Below are 17,579 nucleotides of genomic sequence, written 5' to 3'. Positions count from 1 at the left end.
ACTTGGCACCCAACAACCCCGAAAGGCATCAGGCAAATCTGATCTCAGGCTGAAAAACAATCAAAACTGCTGACTGTCCATCAATCCAAAAAAACCCATCCCCCCCACCCCAAAAGGGCAAAGAACACAGGATACAAAAATTGGCATTGAACATAGTGCACGCTATTGAGTTCTCAAGAAACGGACGCACCCGGTTCGGCGCCGAAACGGCATCCCATCCGAGGCTGGTTCGTTTGTTCCATCCCGGTCATCCCGAAGGACGAGTCCGCATGCTTCAAGCGATCGACCAGAGGTCTGTTCGAGGCTTGGAATCGTTCCGCTTGAGGGCGATGAGCAGGTGTTCGATGAACTCTCTCGCTCGTTCGCACCTTTGGGGCAACGAGTGGATACTCTACGTGTAACCCGGGGGGCGTGCAACTCGATGTTGCATCCCGGGCGTGTCGCGCGTCAGCCCCTCCACTCGGGGCGATCCGAACCCCATCGATGCGGTGCGGCCGGCCACTCCTCGAGCGGCGATTGGAGCACGATCGCTGGGCGGACCAGCCGCAGTTCGCCGATGGCGCCGCTCACCTCTGCGGCCTGCGCCGGGTGCTCGTGGCCGGAGAGCGCCGCGGCCGGTTCGAGCTCGGCTGTGCGCGGCATCGCGAGGAGTTCGGATGCCGTTCGGCGCGGCGTCATCCGCGCCAGCCACGAACCGCCCTCGGAGCTCTGGCGCTCGAGGAGGGTGATCACCGCGGCCGCGAGCAGGTACCCCGTGCCGTGGTCGAGCGCCTGCGCAGGCAGCGCGCCGGGCCGATCGGGCTCGCCTTCGACGAATGCGATGCCGCTCGCGGCCTGCACGAGGCTGTCGAAGCCCGCGCGTTCGGCTTCGTCGCCATCGAACCCCCATGCCGACAACTGTGCGATGACGAGCCCCGGGTGCCACGCCACGAGACTCCACGGATCGAGCCGGTGCCGGGCCAGCGACGCCGGCCGATAGCCGAGCACGACGACGTCGGCACTGCCGAGCAGCATGTTGAACGTCGCTGCGTCGCTCGCCCGGCGCACGTCGAGGATCGTCGAGCGCTTCCCGGCACCCATCAGCACGTGCTGCCAGCCCAGCTCGGCGGGTTCGGGCGGATCGACTCGGAGCACGTCCGCGCCGAGCAGCGCCAGAGTTCGGGTGGCGACGGGTCCGGCGATGACTCGCGTGAGGTCCAGCACGCGCACGCCCGCGAGTGGTGCGGCCGCGGCATCCGTCGACCTCGGACGCCGGCGAGCGGATGCCGCGCCGAGGCTCGTCACCTCGATCAGGGGTCGCTCGAGGAGTTCGGCGTCGACGGGCGGATCCTCGGCGCGAACGACGACGCACAGCCCCTCGGCGGCCGTGACCGCGGCCGAGAGTTCCTCGGCCCGGCGATCGCGGATCGCCGCGGCGACCTCGTCGCTCCCGGCCGACTCGGGGACGCCGAGCACCCGGCGCAGCGCTCGTGCATGATGCGGGTAGTTGCCGTGCGTGCGCACCCACCCATCGGCGGCGCACCAGAAGCCAGAGAGCGGCGCCCGCACGTCAGGCCGCTCCCCATTCCAGCGGAACACCCGGTCCTCCGTGAATGCGGCCGCGATCCGGTCGCCGTCGAGTCGGAGCCTCCCCGCCCCGAGGCCGCCGCCGACCTTCGAGGCGGCGGCGAGACTCGCGGCCGCGACCGCGCCGACCGCGAGTCCCGACACGTCCAGACGGGCCGGCAGCGGCGCCTCGGGCAACGTACCGAGGGCGTCCAGTTCCGAGGGGGCGCGTGACAACTCGGCCCACACGCGACGCACGAGCCGTTCGGCCGAGCCGGTCGCCATCGAGCGGTCCCTCACTCGACGAAGATGCCCGCGAGCGTCTTCTTGCCGCGCCGGAGCACCGCCATGCCGCCGCGCGCGACGCGGTCCTCGATGGTCGCCGTCTCGTCGTCGATCTTCACGTTGTCGAGCGAGACTCCGCCCTGGGCGATGGCTCGCCGGCCTTCGCTCTGGCTCGAGACCAGCCCGGTGTCGGCGAGCAGCTGCGCGATCGGGGCATCCGGCGACGTCGTGGTGTTCGGCAACTCCCGCAGCGCCGCTTCGAGCGTGTCGGGATCGAGCGCCGACAGGTCGCCGCGACCGAAGAGGGCCTCGGACGCGGCGACGACCTTCGCCGTGGCCTCCTCGCCGTGCACGAGCGTGGTCGCCTCGTGCGCGAGCACTCGCTGCGCCTCGCGGCGGAACGGCTCCCGCTCCACGAGCTCCGCGATCTCCTCGATGCGCGCCCGACTGAGGAACGTGAAGATCTTCAGCCGCGACACGACGTCCGCGTCGTCGGTGTTGAGCCAGAACTGGTAGAAGCGGTACGGGCTGCACATCGCGGCATCCAGCCAGATGGCATTGCCCTCGCTCTTGCCGAACTTCGTGCCGTCGGAGTTCGTGACGAGCGGCGTGCCGATGGCGTGCACGTGCTCGCCCTCGACCCTGTGGATGAGGTCGGTGCCGCTCGTCAGGTTGCCCCACTGGTCGCTGCCGCCGGTCTGCAGGACGCAGCCGTACTGTCGGTACAGCTCGAGGTAGTCGAAGCCCTGCAGGATCTGGTAGCTGAACTCGGTGTAGCTGATGCCCACGTCGGAGTTGAGACGCGACGCCACGGCATCCTTCTTCAACATGGTGCCGACGCGGTAGTGCTTGCCGATGTCGCGCAGGAAGTCGATGGCCGAGAGATCGGCCGTCCAATCGAGGTTGTTGACCATCCGCACGGCGTTGTCGCCCTCGCCCGACAGGAACCGACTCACCTGCGCGCGCAGGTAGCCCACCCACTCGGCCACGGTCTCCTTCGTGTTCAGCGTGCGCTCCGCCGTGGGTCGCGGGTCGCCGATGAGCCCCGTCGAGCCGCCCACCAGCCCGAGGGGCTCGTGGCCGGCCAGTTGCAGTCGGCGCATGGTGAGGATCTGCACGAGGTTGCCGAGATGCAGGCTGGGCGCGGTGGGGTCGAACCCGCAGTAATACGTGATCGGCTCGCCCGCGAGGAGCTCCTTCAGCGCAGCCTGGTCGGTCGACACGTGCACGAGGCCACGCCAGACGAGCTCCTCCCAGACGTCCTCGAAGGAGGCGTCGTTCTGCTGGGATGCGAGGATCACTGGGTCTGACACGCCAGCAAGGGTACCAGCGGGCCCCGATGACTTGATTCAGGTTCCAGGATTGATTCCGCCGCATCAAGCACTGATCACTGATATGACTCAGTCAGCTCTGTACCATTGATGCTGACTGTTCAAGGTCGTATCACTCATCGGAGGGCCATACGTGTTCGTCATCACCGCCGACCAGGTCGCGAGCCGCCGCGACACCGACCGAACTGGCGACCTCGTCGAGGAGCTCACCGCGACGTACGGCGACGACCTCGCGCTGCCCGCCGACCAGACGGCGGGCGATGAGATCCAGCTGGTCACCGCGTCGGCCGAGGCGACGATCGGGATCGTGCTCGACACCACGCGCACCGGGTGGTGGAGCGTCGGCGTCGGAGTGGGCGGCATCCGGATGCCCCTTCCCGACGCCGCTCGCAAGGCCACCGGCGCCGCCTTCGTCGCCGCGCGCGAGGCAGTCGGTGCCGCGAAGCGCGCCGACGGCCGCTTCGCACTCCGCGCCGGCTCGCCTGAGCTGACGACCGCGTCCGCGGACGTCGAAGCACTGATTCGGCTGCTGGTACTCCTCCGCGACCGCCGCTCGGAACACGGCTGGGAGGTCGTCGAGCTGATGCGAGCGGGCCATCAGCAGAAGGAGGCCGCGGCGCTCCTCGACGTGAGCGCCGCCGCCGTGAGCGCCCGGCTCAAGGCGGCCAGGTGGCGCGCCGAGGAGGAGGCCCGCCCGGCGCTCGTGCGGCTGCTGGAGCGGCTCCACGCCGATTCCGAACGCACCGCGCGGGAGTGATCGCGTCGCCCGGCGCCGGCTCGCTACACTGCTCGAAGCCGCAGCCGCCGGGCCGCGCCGGAAGGAGCCCCGTGAACCTCGCCGCCGTCGCCGAAGCCGTCTCCTGGTCGACGCTGCTGGCCTCGCTCGTCGCGGCCACGGCGCTGTCGGTGCTCGCCTTCCTCCGGCCCCGCGCGCCCTACCTGTGGTTCTCGGCGGGTACGCTCGCGGTCGCGATCATGGCCGCGGCGACGCTCGGCGAGCCGGCGCGCATGGGCTTCGCCCCCCTCGTCACGATCCTCGGGTTCACGATCGCGGTGTTCGGCGGGAGCCCGGCCGCGGCCACGGCGCTGCGACTCGCGATGGGCACCGTCGCGCCCGGTCTCCACGGTGGCATCATCATCACCGAGCGGCCGACGGCCGACGAGCAGCGCATGGGGGTCACCACGGGGGCCCGTCGAGAGGTGCTCCGCGGCGGCCTCACGATCGGCGTGCTCGAGCGCATCGCGTCGGCCGGTGCCATCATCGCGGGATTCCCCGAGGCGCTCGCCATCGTCGTCGCCGTCAAGGGCGTCGGGCGGTTCACCGAGCTCGAAGCCCCCGAGGCACGCGAGCGGTTCATCATCGGCACGTTCGCGAGCCTCATCTGGGCGTGCGCCGCGGCGCTCGTCGTGCACCTCGCGTTGCGCTGACGCGTCGCGCGGCGCGCGGCGCGCGCGGTCGGCATACCCGACGACGGCGGCCGATACTCGCGCGGGCGGCTCGACCTCCGACCGCCGTCGCGAGGAGGAGCCACCGGGAGACTACGCGTGCGAGCGCGCGTGACGGCGGTAGGGCGACACGCCCGGGTCGCCCGGGATCCAGAACCGCCACGGGAACGCCGCTCCCCCGCCCGGTCCGCTGATGCCGGTGCGCGGCCCGTGCTCGAAGGGCACGGGCTCGGCTGCCACCACGAGCGAGAACGGCGGGGCGAGCAGGTCGGATCCGCCCGCCGAGAGTGGCACTCCCATCGCCACGGCGAGTCGTGCGGGTCCCCGGGCGAGGTCGCGGTCGGATGCCCCGGCCCGCCGCTCGCGGGCGAGCTCGATGCCCTCGACGATCGTGCCGCCGCGCAGCAACACCCCGGCCGAGGTGCCCGGATGCCCCGCCACGATGTTGAGGCACGTGTGCATGCCGTACGTGAAGTAGGCGTACAGGTGCGCGGCCTCGCCGAACATGACGGCGTTGCGCCGCGTCTCGCCGCGGAACGCGTGCGATCCGGGGTCCTCGCCGACGCCCCGGTACGCCTCGACCTCCGAGAGCCGCACGGCCACCGGGCCCTCGTCGCTCTGGTACGCGAGCACCGCGCCGAGCAGCAGCGGGCCGAGCTCCACCGGGTCGCGCGCGAAGTACTCGCGCCCGACGGTGACGAGCCTCGCCGACATGCGATCGGTCAGTGCTTCGACCCCGGGAGTCCGGAGACGAGGTGCCGCACGCGGTCGGTGAGGCGGGCGAACTGCTCGTCGACGCGCACGGGCGCAGTGCCGCCGATGCCGTCCCGGCTCGCGACCGAGCCGGTGATCGTGAGCACCTCGCGCAGGTCGGGCGTGAGGTGCGGCGAGATCGCGGCGAGCGCGGCGTCGTCGACCTGGTCGAGGTCGAGGCCGTGCTCCTCGGCGTATCGCACGAGCGCACCGGTGATCTCGTGGGCGTCGCGGAACGGTACCCGCCGCTTCACGAGCCACTCCGCGACATCCGTCGCCAACGAGAAGCCGGCAGGTGCGAGCTCGGCCATGCGCTCGGTGTGGAACGTGAGCGTCGCGATCATGCCCGTGAACGCCGGCAGCAGCACCTCGAGGGTCTCGACCGAATCGAAGACCGGCTCCTTGTCCTCCTGGAGGTCGCGGTTGTAGGCGAGCGGCAGCGCCTTCAGCGTCGCGAGAAGACCCGTCAGGTTGCCGATGAGCCGGCCCGACTTGCCGCGCGCGAGCTCGGCGATGTCGGGGTTCTTCTTCTGGGGCATGATCGACGAACCGGTCGAGTAGCCGTCGTCGAGCGTCACGAACCCGAACTCGCGGGTGTTCCAGATGATGACCTCCTCGGCGATGCGCGAGAGGTCGATGCCGATCATCGCCGCGACGAACGCGAACTCGGCGACGACGTCGCGGCTGGCCGTGCCGTCGATCGAGTTCTCGGCCGGCTGCGCGAGTCCCAGGTCGCGGGCGACGGATGCCGCGTCGAGGCCGAGCGTCGTCCCGGCGAGCGCTCCGCCGCCGTAGGGCGAGACATCCGCTCGCTTCGTCCAGTCGACGAGCCGCTCGAGGTCGCGCGAGAGCGCCCAGCCGTGTGCGAGCAGGTGATGCGCGAGCAGCACGGGCTGCGCGTGCTGCAGGTGCGTGCGGCCGGGCATGATGGCCGTGCGGTGCGTGTCGGCCTGGGCCGCGAGCGCGTCGATGAGATGCACGAGCTGCTGGCCGATCGTGGCGGCGTGATCTTTGAGGTAGAGGCGCACGAGGGTCGCGATCTGGTCGTTGCGGCTGCGACCGGCGCGCAGCTTGCCGCCGAGGTCGGGGCCGACGAGCGCGATGAGCGCGGCCTCGAGTGCGCCGTGCACGTCCTCGTCGGACTCGGCGGCGACGACCTCGCCCGAGGCCACGCGGGACCCGAGCGTGTCGAGTCCGTCGAGCATGGCGGCGAGCTCGTCGTCGCCGAGGTAGCCGGCGGCGGCGAGGGCCCGTGCGTGTGCCCGGGATCCTGCCAGGTCGTAGGGCGCGAGCTGCCAGTCGAAGTGCGTCGACTTCGACAGGCGGGCGAGCTCGGGCGAGGGGCCGGTGGCGAATCGGGCGCCCCAGAGCGCGCCCTCGTTGGTGCCGTGCTCGTCGGTCATCCGGCGTCCTTCCGCTCGAGGAGCCACACGAGCAGCGCCTTCTGCGCGTGAAGCCGGTTCTCGGCCTCGTCCCAGATGATCGACTGCTCGCCGTCGATGACGTCGGCCGTGACCTCGTAGCCGCGGTCGGCGGGCAGGCAGTGCATGAACACGGCGTCGGCCGCGGCGAGGTCCATGAGCTCGCGGTCCACGCGGTAGGCGCCGAAGGTGGCGACCCGGTGCGCCTTCTCGTCCTCCTTGCCCATCGACACCCAGGTGTCGGTGACCACGACGTCCGTACCCGAGGTGGCCTCCGCGGCATCCGTGAAGAGCGTCACCGAACCTCCGGTCGACGCGGCGATGCGGTCGGCGTCGTCGACGACGGATGCCGCGGGCGAGAACTCCTCGGGCGAGGCGACCCGCACATGCATGCCCGCGGTCACGCACGCGAGCACGTACGACTGCGCCATGTTCGACGCACCGTCGCCGAGGAATGTGACGGTGAGTCCGGCGAGGCGACCCTTGTGCTCGCGGATCGTGAGGAGGTCGGCCAGCAGCTGGCACGGGTGGAAGTCATCGGACAGGGCGTTCACGACGGGCACGGTGGTTCCGGCAGCCATCTCCTCGAGGCCGGCCTGGCCGTAGGTGCGCCAGACGATGGCCGACACCATCCGCTCGAGCACGCGCGCCGTGTCGGAGGGCGTCTCCTTGCCGCCGAGCTGGCTCGACGCGGTCGAGATGATGAGCGGGGAGCCGCCCAGGTCGGCGATGCCCACGGCGAACGACACGCGCGTGCGGGTCGACGACTTGTCGAAGATGACCGCGACGGTCTGGGGCCCGGCGAGCGGCTTCACGGCCCAGCGGTCGCGCTTCAGTCGCTCGGCCAGGTCGAGGATCTCGGCCTGCTCGGCCGGCGTGATGTCGTCGTCGCGGAGGAAGTGGCGGGTCATGCGATTCCGTTCGTGTGGATCGGGTCCGTGGTCAGAGGGCGGCGGCGGCGGCGGCGAGCGCACGCGTGAAACGCTCGGCGAACTCGTCGATGTCGGCCTCGTCGATGATGAGGGGCGGCGCGATGCGGATGGTCGAGTCGTTGGCGGCGTTCACGATGAGCCCGGCCTGCATGGCGGCGTTCGAGACCAGCTGCGCGACGGGCTCCGCGAGCGCGACGCCGAGCAGCAGGCCCCGGCCGCGGATGCCCGCGACGAGCGGCGAGTCGAGCCCCTCGACGCGAGCACGGACTTGCCGACCGCGCAGGGCGGCGTTCTCGACGAGGCCCGCCCGCTCGATCTCGCCGAGCACCGCATTGGCGACGTGCGTGGCGAGCGGGTTGCCCCCGAAGGTCGAGCCGTGCTGGCCCCTCGAGTACAGCGTCGACGCGTGGCCGAAGGTCACGAGGCCGCCGATCGGGAAGCCGCCGCCGATGCCCTTCGCGATCGTGATGGCATCGGGCACGACGCCCTCGTGCTGGAACCCGAACCACTCGCCCGTGCGGCCGGCGCCGGTCTGGATCTCGTCGACGATGAGCAGCACGCCGTGGCGTCGCGTGAGGTCGCGCGCAGCGGAGAGGAAGCCGTCGGGCAGCTCGACCACGCCGGCCTCGCCCTGGATGGGCTCGACGAACAGCGCGGCGACCCCGTCGTCGACGGCGGCCTCGAGCGCCCTGATGGTGGCGTCGATGTGCTCGACCCCGCCGGGCAGCGGCTCGAACGCGTCGCGCATGTGCGGCTTGCCGGTGAGCGCGAGCGAACCCATGGTGCGACCGTGGAACGCGTCGACGAGCGCGAGGACGCGCGTGCGGGCGCCGCCGGAGTTGTTGAGGCGGGCGAGCTTGAACGCCGCCTCGTTCGCCTCGGCGCCGGAGTTGCCGAACCAGGCGCGTCCCTCGTCGCCGGCGCCCGAGAGGCGCGTCACGCGCTCGGCGAGTTCGAGGGCGGGCTCCGACGTGAAGTAGTTCGACACGTGCGCGAGGCGCGCCGCCTGGGTCGAGACTGCCTCGACGAACACGGGGTGCGCGTGTCCGAGCGAGTTCACGGCGATGCCGGCGAGGAAGTCGAGGTACTCGTTGCCGTCGGCGTCCCAGACGCGCGCACCGCGGCCGTGGTCGAGCTTCGCGAGCGGCATGGCCATCGAGCGCATGATTCGGCGATCGAACCGCTGTTGCCAATCGGTGGTGGTGCCGGTCATGCTGGTTGGCCCGGTCATACGGGGACGACCTCCGTTCCGATGCCCGATTGCGTGAACACCTCGAGGAGGATGGAGTGCGGGATCCGGCCGTCGATGATGGCGGCCTTGGCGACGCCGCCCTCCACGGCCTCGAGGCACGCCGTCATCTTCGGGATCATGCCCGACTCGAGGTGCGGCAGCAGCTCGATGAGCTCGCGCACGTCGATGACCGAGACGAGCGAGTCGCGATTCGGCCAGTCGCGATAGAGCCCCGCGACATCCGTGAGGATCACCAGCTTGGCGGCGCCGAGCGCGATCGCGAGGGCCGCGGCCGCGGAGTCGGCGTTGACATTGAGCGACTGGCCCGGCGCGTCCGCATCGGGCGCGATCGAGGAGACCACGGGGATGCGTCCGGCGTCGAGCTCGGCGAGCACGGCGGCGGGATCGACCGCGACGACGTCGCCGACGAGCCCGAGGTCGACCTCGTCGCCGTCGACGAGCGCACCGCGCCGCCGACCCCTGAACAGGCCGGCATCCTCACCCGACACGCCCGACGCGAGCGGTCCGTGCCGGTTGATGAGCGAGACCAGCTCCCGGCTCACCTGACCCGACAGCACCATGCGCACGACGTCCATGGTCTCGGGCGTCGTCACGCGATAGCCGCCCAGGAACTCGCTCTCGATGCCGAGCCGCGCGAGCATCGCCGAGATCTGCGGGCCGCCGCCGTGCACCACGACGGGCTTGATGCCCGCGTAGCGCAGGTAGACCATGTCCTCGGCGAACGCGCGCTGCAACTCGGCGCTCACCATGGCGTTGCCGCCGAACTTCACCACGATCGTCTCGCCGTGGAAGCGCTTCAGCCAGGGCAGGGAGTCGATGAGCACCTGCGCCTTGGCCGCGGCATCCTCGGTCCCTGATCTGGTCGAAGGGTTCGTCATCTCAGCTCGCGTAGGCGCTGTTCTCGTGCACGTAGTCGTGCGTGAGGTCGTTGGTCCAGATGGTGGCGGATGCCTCGCCGGCGTGCAGCTCGATGAGCACGTGCGTGGCCCGTGGCGCGAGGTCGACGAGCTCGCGCGGCTGGTCGGGCCGGCCCGCGTGGCACACGCGCACCCCGTTCATCGACACGTCGACGAGGTAGGGGTCGAACGGCGCCTTGGTGGTGCCGATCGCGGCGAGCACGCGCCCCCAGTTGGGGTCGTTACCGAAGATCGCGGCCTTGAAGAGGTTGTTCCGGGCGACCGAGCGCGCCACCTCGACGGCGTCGTCCTCGCTGACGGCTCCGACCACCTCGATGGCGATGTCGTGGCTCGCGCCCTCGGCGTCGGCCTGCAGTTGCAGCGCGAGGTCGCGGCAGGCGGTCGTGAGCGCCTCGGTGAAGGTCGCGGCGTCGGGCACCACGCCCGATGCGCCCGACGCCATGAGCGTGACCTGGTCGTTGGTCGACATGCAGCCGTCGGAATCGAGCCGGTCGAACGTGACGCGCGTCGCCTGCCGGAGCGCCGCATCGAGTTCCGCCGCGGGCAGGTCGGCATCGGTCGTGAGCACCACGAGCATCGTCGCGAGGCCGGGCGCGAGCATGCCCGCGCCCTTCGCCATGCCGCCGATGCGCCATCCGTCGACCTGCACCACCGCTGTCTTCGGCGTGGTGTCGGTCGTCATGATGGCCCGCGCGGCGTCCTCGCCGCCGTCGGCCCCGAGCCGGTCGACCGCCGAGAGCACGCCTTCCTCGACGACCTCGCCGTCGAGCTGCTCGCCGATGAGGCCCGTGGAGCACACGAGCACGTCGCCGGCCGAGACGCCGAGCGCCGACGCGGCCGCCTCAGCGGTGCGGTGCGTGACCTGGAAGCCCTCAGGCCCCGTGAAGCAGTTCGCGCCGCCCGAGTTGAGCACGATCGCCGAGGCCACTCCATCCTGGATGACCTGCTGCGACCAGATCACCGGGTTCGCCTTCGCCCGGTTGGAGGTGAACACGGCCGCGGCGGCATGCGATGGGCCGCGGTTCACCACGACGGCGAGGTCGAGCGCGCCCGAGCGCTTGAGGCCCGCGGCGATGCCTGCGGCCTCGAATCCGGCGGGGAGCGTGACGGTCACGGTGCGACTCCGTTCACGGGGAGCCCGGTCGACTCGGCGAGCCCGAGCGCGATGTTGGCGGACTGGATGGCGGCACCCGCGGTGCCCTTCACGAGGTTGTCGACGGCCGTGACCACGACGACGCGGCCGGCGTCCTCGTCGACCGCGAGGCCCATGAGTGCCGTGTTCGCGCCCAGTACGTCGGCCGTCCGGGGGAACTGGCCGGCGGGAAGGAGCTGCACGAACCGCTCCCCCGCATAGGCGTCCTCCCAGGCCGCACGTACGGCTGCGACCTCAGTGCCCGGCACGATGCGAGCGGTCGACGTCGCCAGGATGCCCCGCGACATCGGTACGATGACCGGCGTGAACGAGATCGTCGGATCGGCGGCCCCGGCCCACCGCAGGGCCTGCGTGATCTCGGGGATGTGCCGGTGCACGCCGCCCACCGAATAGGGGTTCGCCGAGCCCAGGATCTCGCTGCCGAGCAGGTGCGCCTTCAGGCTCTTGCCCGCGCCAGACGGGCCGACCGCGAGCACCGTGACGAGGTCGCGGCTCTCGATGACGCCCGCCCGGATGCCGGGCGCGAGCGACAGCGCGACGGTGGAGGCGTTGCAGCCGGGCGCCGCGATGCGACGTGCGCCGGTGAGGCGATCGCGTTGCGTGCCCGTGAGGCGCGGTAGCTCGGGTACGCCGTAGCTCCACGCGCCGTGGTGCTCGCCGCCGTAGAACGTGGCCCAGTCGGCGGCGCGTTCGAGGCGGTGGTCGGCGCCGCAGTCGATGACGAGCGTGTCATCGGCGAGTTCGGCGGCAATGGCACCGGATGCCCCGTGCGGGAGGGCGAGGAACACCACGTCATGGTCGGCGAGCGTCGCGGCGGAGGTCTCCTGAAGCGTGAGGTGCGTGTAGGTGCGCAGGTGCGGCTGCACGGCGACGAGCGGCTGTCCGGCGTTCTGGTGCGCGGTGACGGTGCGGACATCGAAGTCGGGATGATCGGCGAGCAGGCGCAGGATCTCTCCCCCGGCATAGCCGGACGCGCCGGAAACGGCGACGGAGTACGTCATGGATCCACCTTAGGGTCTGAGCGGTCGGGCGACGTTCCGGCGACGCCCGCACCGGCCCGACTAGGCCGCAGCAGGGGTCGCCGAGATTCGGCGAGCGCCACGACGTCGGTTGCCGAGCTCGACGACACGCGTGATGCGTGCGGAGGCGGCGAACCGGACGATGGACATGCCAACGACCATATCGAGCCGGTGCGCAGCGGCAAAATCGACGGCCGCCGGTCACCGAGTCCACGCCGCTGCGCAACCCGTTCTGGAGGGCTCGGCCCGCCCGCTACTCGCGGATCCTCGCGCCGTACCGCTCGGCCGCGACGGCCGCGCCGGCGAGCTTCGCCTCGCTGGCCTCGGCGGCGGTCAGCGTGCGGTCCGCCGCGCGGAACCGGAGCGCGAACGTCAGGCTCTTCGATCCCTCAGGGACGCCCTGCCCTCGGTAGTCGTCGACGAGGTGCAGGTCCTCCAGGAGTGCACCCGCGCCGTCGCGCACGACGGCGGCGACGGCCGCGGCCGGCACGGCTCGATCGACGACGAGCGAGAGATCCTGCGTCGCGGCCGGATACGTGCCGATCGCACGCGCTTCGAGGGCGGGATCGGTGAGCTCGATGACGGCGTCCAGGTCGAGTTCGACGACCGCCACCACGCGCGGCAGGTCGGCCTCCTCCGCGAGTGCGGGAAGCAGCTCGCCGGCATACCCGACGGTGCGACCCTCGACCCGCAGCTCGGCGGTGCGACCGGGGTGCAGGGCCCGGTGCGAACCCTGCGCGAACTCGAATTCGGCGCCCGTCGCGAGCCCGATCTGCCGCACGGCGTCCAGCGCGTCGACGATGCCGGCCGGCACGGCGGCCTGGCCCGGCTGTTTCGTGAGGACGTCGCCGACCAGCAGCACGCCCACGTGGCGCGGCTGCGGCGGAATCCCCGCCTGCAGCTCGGCGAGCTCGTCGTCGGACGGCTTCGCGTCGCCGATCGGCAGCCCGGGCGTGCCATAGGTACGACCCGGCTCGGGAAGGAACACGATCCCGACCTCGAAGAGCGACAGGTCGTTGAGGCCACGTGACCGGTTCCGCTGGGCGGCGCCGATGAGACCCGGCAGCAGCGAGCGCCGCATGAGCGCGGTGCTCGCGTCAAGCGCGTTCGCGAGGCGCACGGATGCCACGGGCTCGCCGTCGACGCTGCCGTACCGGCCGTTCTCGGCCTCGGTCGCGAACGGGAACGAGAGCACCTCGGTGGCGCCGGCCGCGGCGAGGGTGTCGGCGACGCGACGACGCACGCGCTGCGAGCGCGTGAGGCCGCGACCGGGAGGGGCGACGGGCAGCACCGACGGGATGCGGTGGTACCCGGCGATGCGGGCCACCTCCTCGGCGAGATCGGCCCTGCCCGTGAGGTCGGGACGCCACGACGGCGGCACTACCTCGAAGCCCGTGTCGGTGACCGTGATCGTGCCACCGATCTCGGCGAGGGCGTCGTGCACCTCGTCGTCGGTGTACTCGACCCCGATCAGCCCCGACACGTAGCCGGTCGGGAGCTCGATCGCCTCGCGCACGGGAGCCTCGTGGATGAGCGAGCCGCCCATGTCGGCCGTGCCGCCCGCGAGGTCGACCATGAGCTGCGCGACGCGGGTCGCGGCGGCCGCGGCGATCTGCGGGTCGACGCCGCGCTCGTAGCGCTTCGACGCCTCGCTCGGGAGCTTGTGCCGGCGTGCCGTGCGCGCGATCGAGACCGGGTCGAAGTTCGCGGCCTCGATGAGCACGTTCGTCGTGGCATCCGACATCTCGGTGTCGGCGCCGCCCATGACGCCGGCCAGGCCGATCGGCCCGCGGTCGTCGGTGATCAGGAGGTCCTCGGGGTGGAGCGTGCGCACCTTGCCGTCGAGCGTCGTCATCGTCTCGCCGGGCGTCGCGCGACGCACCACGATGCCGCCGCGCAGTCGGTCGAGGTCGTAGCCGTGGATCGGCTGGCCGAGTTCGAGCATGACGTAGTTCGTGATGTCGACGAGCACCGAGATCGAGCGGATGCCGGCGAGCTTCAGCCGTGCGACCATCCACGGCGGGGTGGGCTGCTTGGGATCGACGTCACGCACGATGCGCGTGGCGTACACCGTCGAGCCGACGCGGCCGCGGATGGGCGCCTCGTCGCGGATCTCGACGGGGAACGCGTCGCCCGACACCTCCGCGGGACTCATCTGCTCGACCGGGTCGCGGAACCGTGCACCCGTGGCGTGGGCGTACTCGCGCGCGACGCCGCGGATCGAGAACGCGTATCCGCGGTCGGGCGTGACGTTGATCTCGACTGCGGCGTCGTCGAGCCCGAGCAGCTTGATGGCGTCGGTGCCGACGGGCGCGTCGATGCCGAGGGTCGCGAGGCGCAGGATGCCCTCGTGGTCGTCGCCGAGGCCGAGCTCGCGCGCCGAGGCGATCATGCCGTCGGAGACGTGCCCGTAGGTCTTGCGCGCCGCGATCGGGAAGGGCCCCGGAAGCACGGCACCGGGCAGCGTCACGACGACCTTGTCACCCGGGAAGAAGTTGCGCGCCCCGCACACGATGCCGTGCACGGCGTCGCCGCCGTCGGCCGCGGTCTCACCCTCGGGGGCGACCCGCACCTGGCACCAGCGGATGGTCTTGCCGTTGGACTGGGGCTCCTCGACGAACTCGAGCACCTCGCCCACGACGATGGCTCCCTGCACCTCGAACGTGTGCACGTCCTCCTCTTCGAGGCCCACCTCGACGAGCGCGGCGTGCACCTCCTCGGGGGTCGTGCCGGGCACGAGTTCGACGTATTCGGCGAGCCAGCTGAGCGGCACTCGCATGGGTCAGACCACCATTCCGAACTGCTGGGAGAAGCGGATGTCTCCCTCGACCATCTCGCGCATGTCCTGCACGTCGTTGCGGAGCATGAGCCCGCGCTCGATCCCCATGCCGAACGCGAAGCCCGTGTACACCTCGGGGTCGATGCCCGCGGCCTTCAGCACGTTCGGGTGAATCATGCCGCAGCCGCCCCACTCGATCCAGCGCGCGCCGCCCTTGAAGGTCGGGTGCCAGAAGTCGAGCTCGGCGCTCGGCTCGGTGAACGGGAAGAAGCTCGGGCGCAGACGGATCTTCGCCTCGTCGCCGAAGATCGACTTCACGAAGTGGTCGAGGGTGCCCTTGAGGTGGGCCATGGTGAGGCCCTTGTCGACGGCGACGCCCTCGAACTGCATGAACACGGGCAGGTGCGTCGCATCGAACTCGTCGGTGCGGTACACGCGGCCCGGCGCGAGCACGTAGAGCGGCAGGTCGCGCTCGAGCATCGAGCGGATCTGCACCGGGCTCGTGTGCGTGCGCAGCACGAGGTGCGACTCGGGTGGGTCGACGAAGAAGGTGTCCTGCATCGCGCGTGCCGGGTGGTCGGCGTCGAAGTTGAGCGCGTCGAAGTTGAACCACTCGCTCTCGACCTCTGGGCCCTCGGCGATCTCCCAGCCCATGCCGGTGAACACGTCGCACACCCGGTCTTGCAGGAGGGTGAGCGGATGCCGCGAGCCGGCCCGGTACCGCGACGGCAACGCCGTGACATCCACCGTCTCCGCCTCGAGCTGTGCGGCCGCCTCGGCCTCACCGATCTCGGCCTCACGCGCGGCGAAGGCCTGGTTGACCCGGCCGCGGGCGCCGCCGACGAGCTTGCCGAGTGCGGCCTTCTGGTCGCTCGGTACGTTGCGGAGTTGTGCGTTGAGCTGCGCGAGGGTCGACTTCTCGCCCGTGTGCTCGGTGCGGACGGTCTTCAGTGCCGCGGAGTCGGCGGCCGACGCGATCGCCGCGAGGGCGGCGTCGACGGCCGCTGCGACGGCGTGCTCGGTGATTTCGAGGGGCTCGGACACGAGAGACGAGTCTACCGGTGCGCGACGGGTGGCTTCGTGCCCGCCTCACGACCTCGGTGACGGTCGTGGGTCCCCGCCGGTCGCGTCAGACTGCTGCGCCGCCGCGGTCGCCTGCGCCACGAGGATCGCCTGCGTCGCGTCGTCGGGCGGGAGACGCATACCGCTCGACCTCGACGCCGTGCGCCTTGACAGCCACCGCGCGAACCACGACAGCGAGAGGTTCATGATGAGATAGAGCACCAGGGTGACGACGAAGAACGAGAACAGGTAGCGATTGCCATAGAACGTCGCAAGCTGGTTCATGTTCACCCGCAGCAGCTCGGTGTAGCCCACGATGTAGCCGAGCGAGGTGTCCTTCAACAGCACGACGAGCTGGGCGACGATGATCGGGAGCATCTGCCGGAACGCCTGCGGGAACTCCACGAGCATCTTCGACTGCAACGGCCGCATGCCGAGACTGAGTCCCGCCTCGCGCTGGCCACGGGGAAGGGACGCGAGACCGGCGCGAAGCGCCTCCCCGATGAGCGCGCCGTTGTAGAGCGTGAGCGCGGCGACGACCGCCCAGAACGCACCCGTGTTCAGGACGAGCAGGATGAACAGCATCATGAGCAGCACCGGCATGCCGCGGACGAACTCGAGCACGACTGCCGTCGGCACCCGGATCCAGGCGACATCGGAACTCCGGAGGAGCGACAGGATCACGCCGAGGACGACCGCGAACACGGATGCCGTGAGCGCTGCCGAGAGCGTTCCGACGACACCGACGAAGATGATGCGCTCCCAGACCTCGGGGTCGGCGAAGACATCCCACCTGCTCGGGTCGAAGTAGCCGGGAAGCGTGATGCCACCGCTTTCACGGGGTGCGGCGAGCGTGAGCGCGATCCAGCCGAGTCCGGCGAGGATCAGGACGCCGGAGACGATCGAGGAGATGAGTGAGCGTCGACGCGCCTTCGGACCGGGCGCATCGAAGAGAACACTTGCGCCGCTCATTGGTGCACCATCCACGTGCGTTCGAGTTGGCCCGCGAGGATGCCGAGTGGCACCGTGATCACGAGGTAGAGCGTCGCGGCGCCCAGGAGGATCGCGATGACCGCGTCGCCGTTCGCGTTCGCGAGTTCGCGCGCCGCGGCGAAGAGCTCGAAGACGAAGAAGCCGCCCGCGACCGAGGTGTTCTTCGTGAGGGCGATGAAGACGTTGATGAGCGGTGGGATGGTCATTCGGAACGCCTGCGGCATCACGATCAGTCCGACGGTCTGGCCGAAGCCGAACCCCACGCTTCGAGCGGCTTCCGCCTGGCCCACGGGAACACCGTTGATGCCCGATCGGAGGGCCTCGGCGACGAACGGCGAGGTGTACACGGAGAGGCCGATCATCGCCGCGGTGACGTAGTCGAGCCGGGAACCGAGGTAGGGCAGCACGATCGCGCAGAAGAACAGCACGAGCGTCAGCGGCGTGTTCCGCACGAGCTCGGTGTAGAACGTGGCGAACGCGCGCAGCGACGCCACGGGCGAGATGCGCATCGAGGCGATGATCGTGCCGAGCACGAGTGCGGAGATGCCGCTCACGCCGAGCAGAAGCAGCGTCATGCTGAAGCCGCGCCAGTACGTCGGCAGGTTCTCGATGACGGCGTCCACACGCCTCCGTTCCGGTCGGTTGGGGTGGTCGGGCGCGGCCCGGGCGCTCCGCCCGGGCCGCACTCGAT

At 70.8% G+C, this 17,579-nt stretch carries 15 protein-coding genes; 2 read left to right on the top strand and 13 right to left on the bottom strand.

Translation table 11 applies throughout. The features are described from left to right. Positions 1-447: 447 nt before the first annotated feature. Both IEX31_RS08265 and tyrS read right to left on the bottom strand, forming a co-directional pair. Positions 448-1,830 carry a CoA transferase gene (locus IEX31_RS08265; RefSeq protein WP_188742946.1) on the bottom strand — a complete coding sequence of 461 codons (1,383 nt, stop codon included), beginning with the start codon at positions 1,828-1,830 and terminating at the stop codon, positions 448-450. An 11-nt stretch (positions 1,831-1,841) separates the two neighbouring features. Further along, positions 1,842-3,143, bottom strand: coding sequence for a tyrosine--tRNA ligase (gene tyrS / locus IEX31_RS08260; protein ID WP_188742945.1), 1,302 nt, complete (start codon positions 3,141-3,143; stop codon positions 1,842-1,844). Between the two features lie 151 nt (positions 3,144-3,294). On the opposite strand from tyrS, the gene IEX31_RS08255 reads away from it, so the two are divergent. Together IEX31_RS08255 and IEX31_RS08250 are read left to right on the top strand one after the other, a co-directional pair. Beyond that, positions 3,295-3,918 carry a DNA-binding protein gene (locus tag IEX31_RS08255; RefSeq protein WP_188742944.1) on the top strand — a complete coding sequence of 208 codons (624 nt, stop codon included), beginning with the start codon at positions 3,295-3,297 and terminating at the stop codon, positions 3,916-3,918. A 71-nt stretch (positions 3,919-3,989) separates the two neighbouring features. Beyond that, complete coding sequence (locus tag IEX31_RS08250) at positions 3,990-4,589, top strand: hypothetical protein (RefSeq protein ID WP_229662196.1); 600 nt, start codon at positions 3,990-3,992, stop codon at positions 4,587-4,589. A gap of 111 nt (positions 4,590-4,700) precedes the next feature. Here IEX31_RS08250 and IEX31_RS08245 read toward each other — a convergent pair whose 3' ends face one another. The 11 genes from IEX31_RS08245 to IEX31_RS08195 form a co-directional block, all read right to left on the bottom strand. Continuing rightward, positions 4,701-5,321, bottom strand: a complete 621-nt coding sequence (locus tag IEX31_RS08245; protein WP_188742943.1) for a DNA-3-methyladenine glycosylase — start codon at positions 5,319-5,321, stop codon at positions 4,701-4,703. 8 nt (positions 5,322-5,329) lie between these two features. Then, the gene (argH, locus tag IEX31_RS08240; protein WP_188742942.1) at positions 5,330-6,763 is read right to left on the bottom strand and encodes an argininosuccinate lyase; all 1,434 of its coding nucleotides are present in this window, start codon (positions 6,761-6,763) and stop codon (positions 5,330-5,332) included. Continuing rightward, on the bottom strand, positions 6,760-7,692 hold the full coding sequence (argF, locus tag IEX31_RS08235) for an ornithine carbamoyltransferase (protein WP_188742941.1): 933 nt from the start codon (positions 7,690-7,692) through the stop codon (positions 6,760-6,762). The genes argH and argF overlap by 4 nt, the downstream gene beginning before the upstream one ends. Positions 7,693-7,723: 31 nt before the next feature. Continuing rightward, entirely contained in the window at positions 7,724-8,926 is a 1,203-nt protein-coding gene (locus IEX31_RS08230) for an acetylornithine transaminase (RefSeq protein ID WP_188742940.1), read from the bottom strand. Between the two features lie 14 nt (positions 8,927-8,940). Then, positions 8,941-9,843, bottom strand: coding sequence for an acetylglutamate kinase (argB, locus tag IEX31_RS08225; RefSeq protein WP_188742939.1), 903 nt, complete (start codon positions 9,841-9,843; stop codon positions 8,941-8,943). A 1-nt stretch (position 9,844) separates the two neighbouring features. Next, positions 9,845-10,996, bottom strand: coding sequence for a bifunctional glutamate N-acetyltransferase/amino-acid acetyltransferase ArgJ (gene argJ, locus IEX31_RS08220; protein ID WP_188742938.1), 1,152 nt, complete (start codon positions 10,994-10,996; stop codon positions 9,845-9,847). Further along, positions 10,993-12,036 carry an N-acetyl-gamma-glutamyl-phosphate reductase gene (argC, locus tag IEX31_RS08215; RefSeq protein WP_188742937.1) on the bottom strand — a complete coding sequence of 348 codons (1,044 nt, stop codon included), beginning with the start codon at positions 12,034-12,036 and terminating at the stop codon, positions 10,993-10,995. Before argC ends, argJ begins: the two co-directional genes overlap by 4 nt. A gap of 271 nt (positions 12,037-12,307) precedes the next feature. Next, positions 12,308-14,833, bottom strand: coding sequence for a phenylalanine--tRNA ligase subunit beta (gene pheT / locus IEX31_RS08210; RefSeq protein ID WP_188742936.1), 2,526 nt, complete (start codon positions 14,831-14,833; stop codon positions 12,308-12,310). Positions 14,834-14,836: 3 nt separating this feature from the next. Continuing rightward, complete coding sequence (gene pheS / locus IEX31_RS08205) at positions 14,837-15,877, bottom strand: phenylalanine--tRNA ligase subunit alpha (RefSeq protein ID WP_188742935.1); 1,041 nt, start codon at positions 15,875-15,877, stop codon at positions 14,837-14,839. Between the two features lie 45 nt (positions 15,878-15,922). Then, the gene (locus IEX31_RS08200; protein ID WP_188742934.1) at positions 15,923-16,867 is read right to left on the bottom strand and encodes an amino acid ABC transporter permease; all 945 of its coding nucleotides are present in this window, start codon (positions 16,865-16,867) and stop codon (positions 15,923-15,925) included. Next, entirely contained in the window at positions 16,864-17,511 is a 648-nt protein-coding gene (locus tag IEX31_RS08195) for an amino acid ABC transporter permease (RefSeq protein ID WP_188742933.1), read from the bottom strand. Before IEX31_RS08195 ends, IEX31_RS08200 begins: the two co-directional genes overlap by 4 nt. Positions 17,512-17,579 lie beyond the last annotated feature (68 nt).

It is taken from the genome of Agromyces bauzanensis (assembly GCF_014645655.1).
Classification (GTDB): domain Bacteria; phylum Actinomycetota; class Actinomycetes; order Actinomycetales; family Microbacteriaceae; genus Agromyces; species Agromyces bauzanensis.
This window is presented reverse-complemented; position numbering and strand designations above follow the sequence as displayed.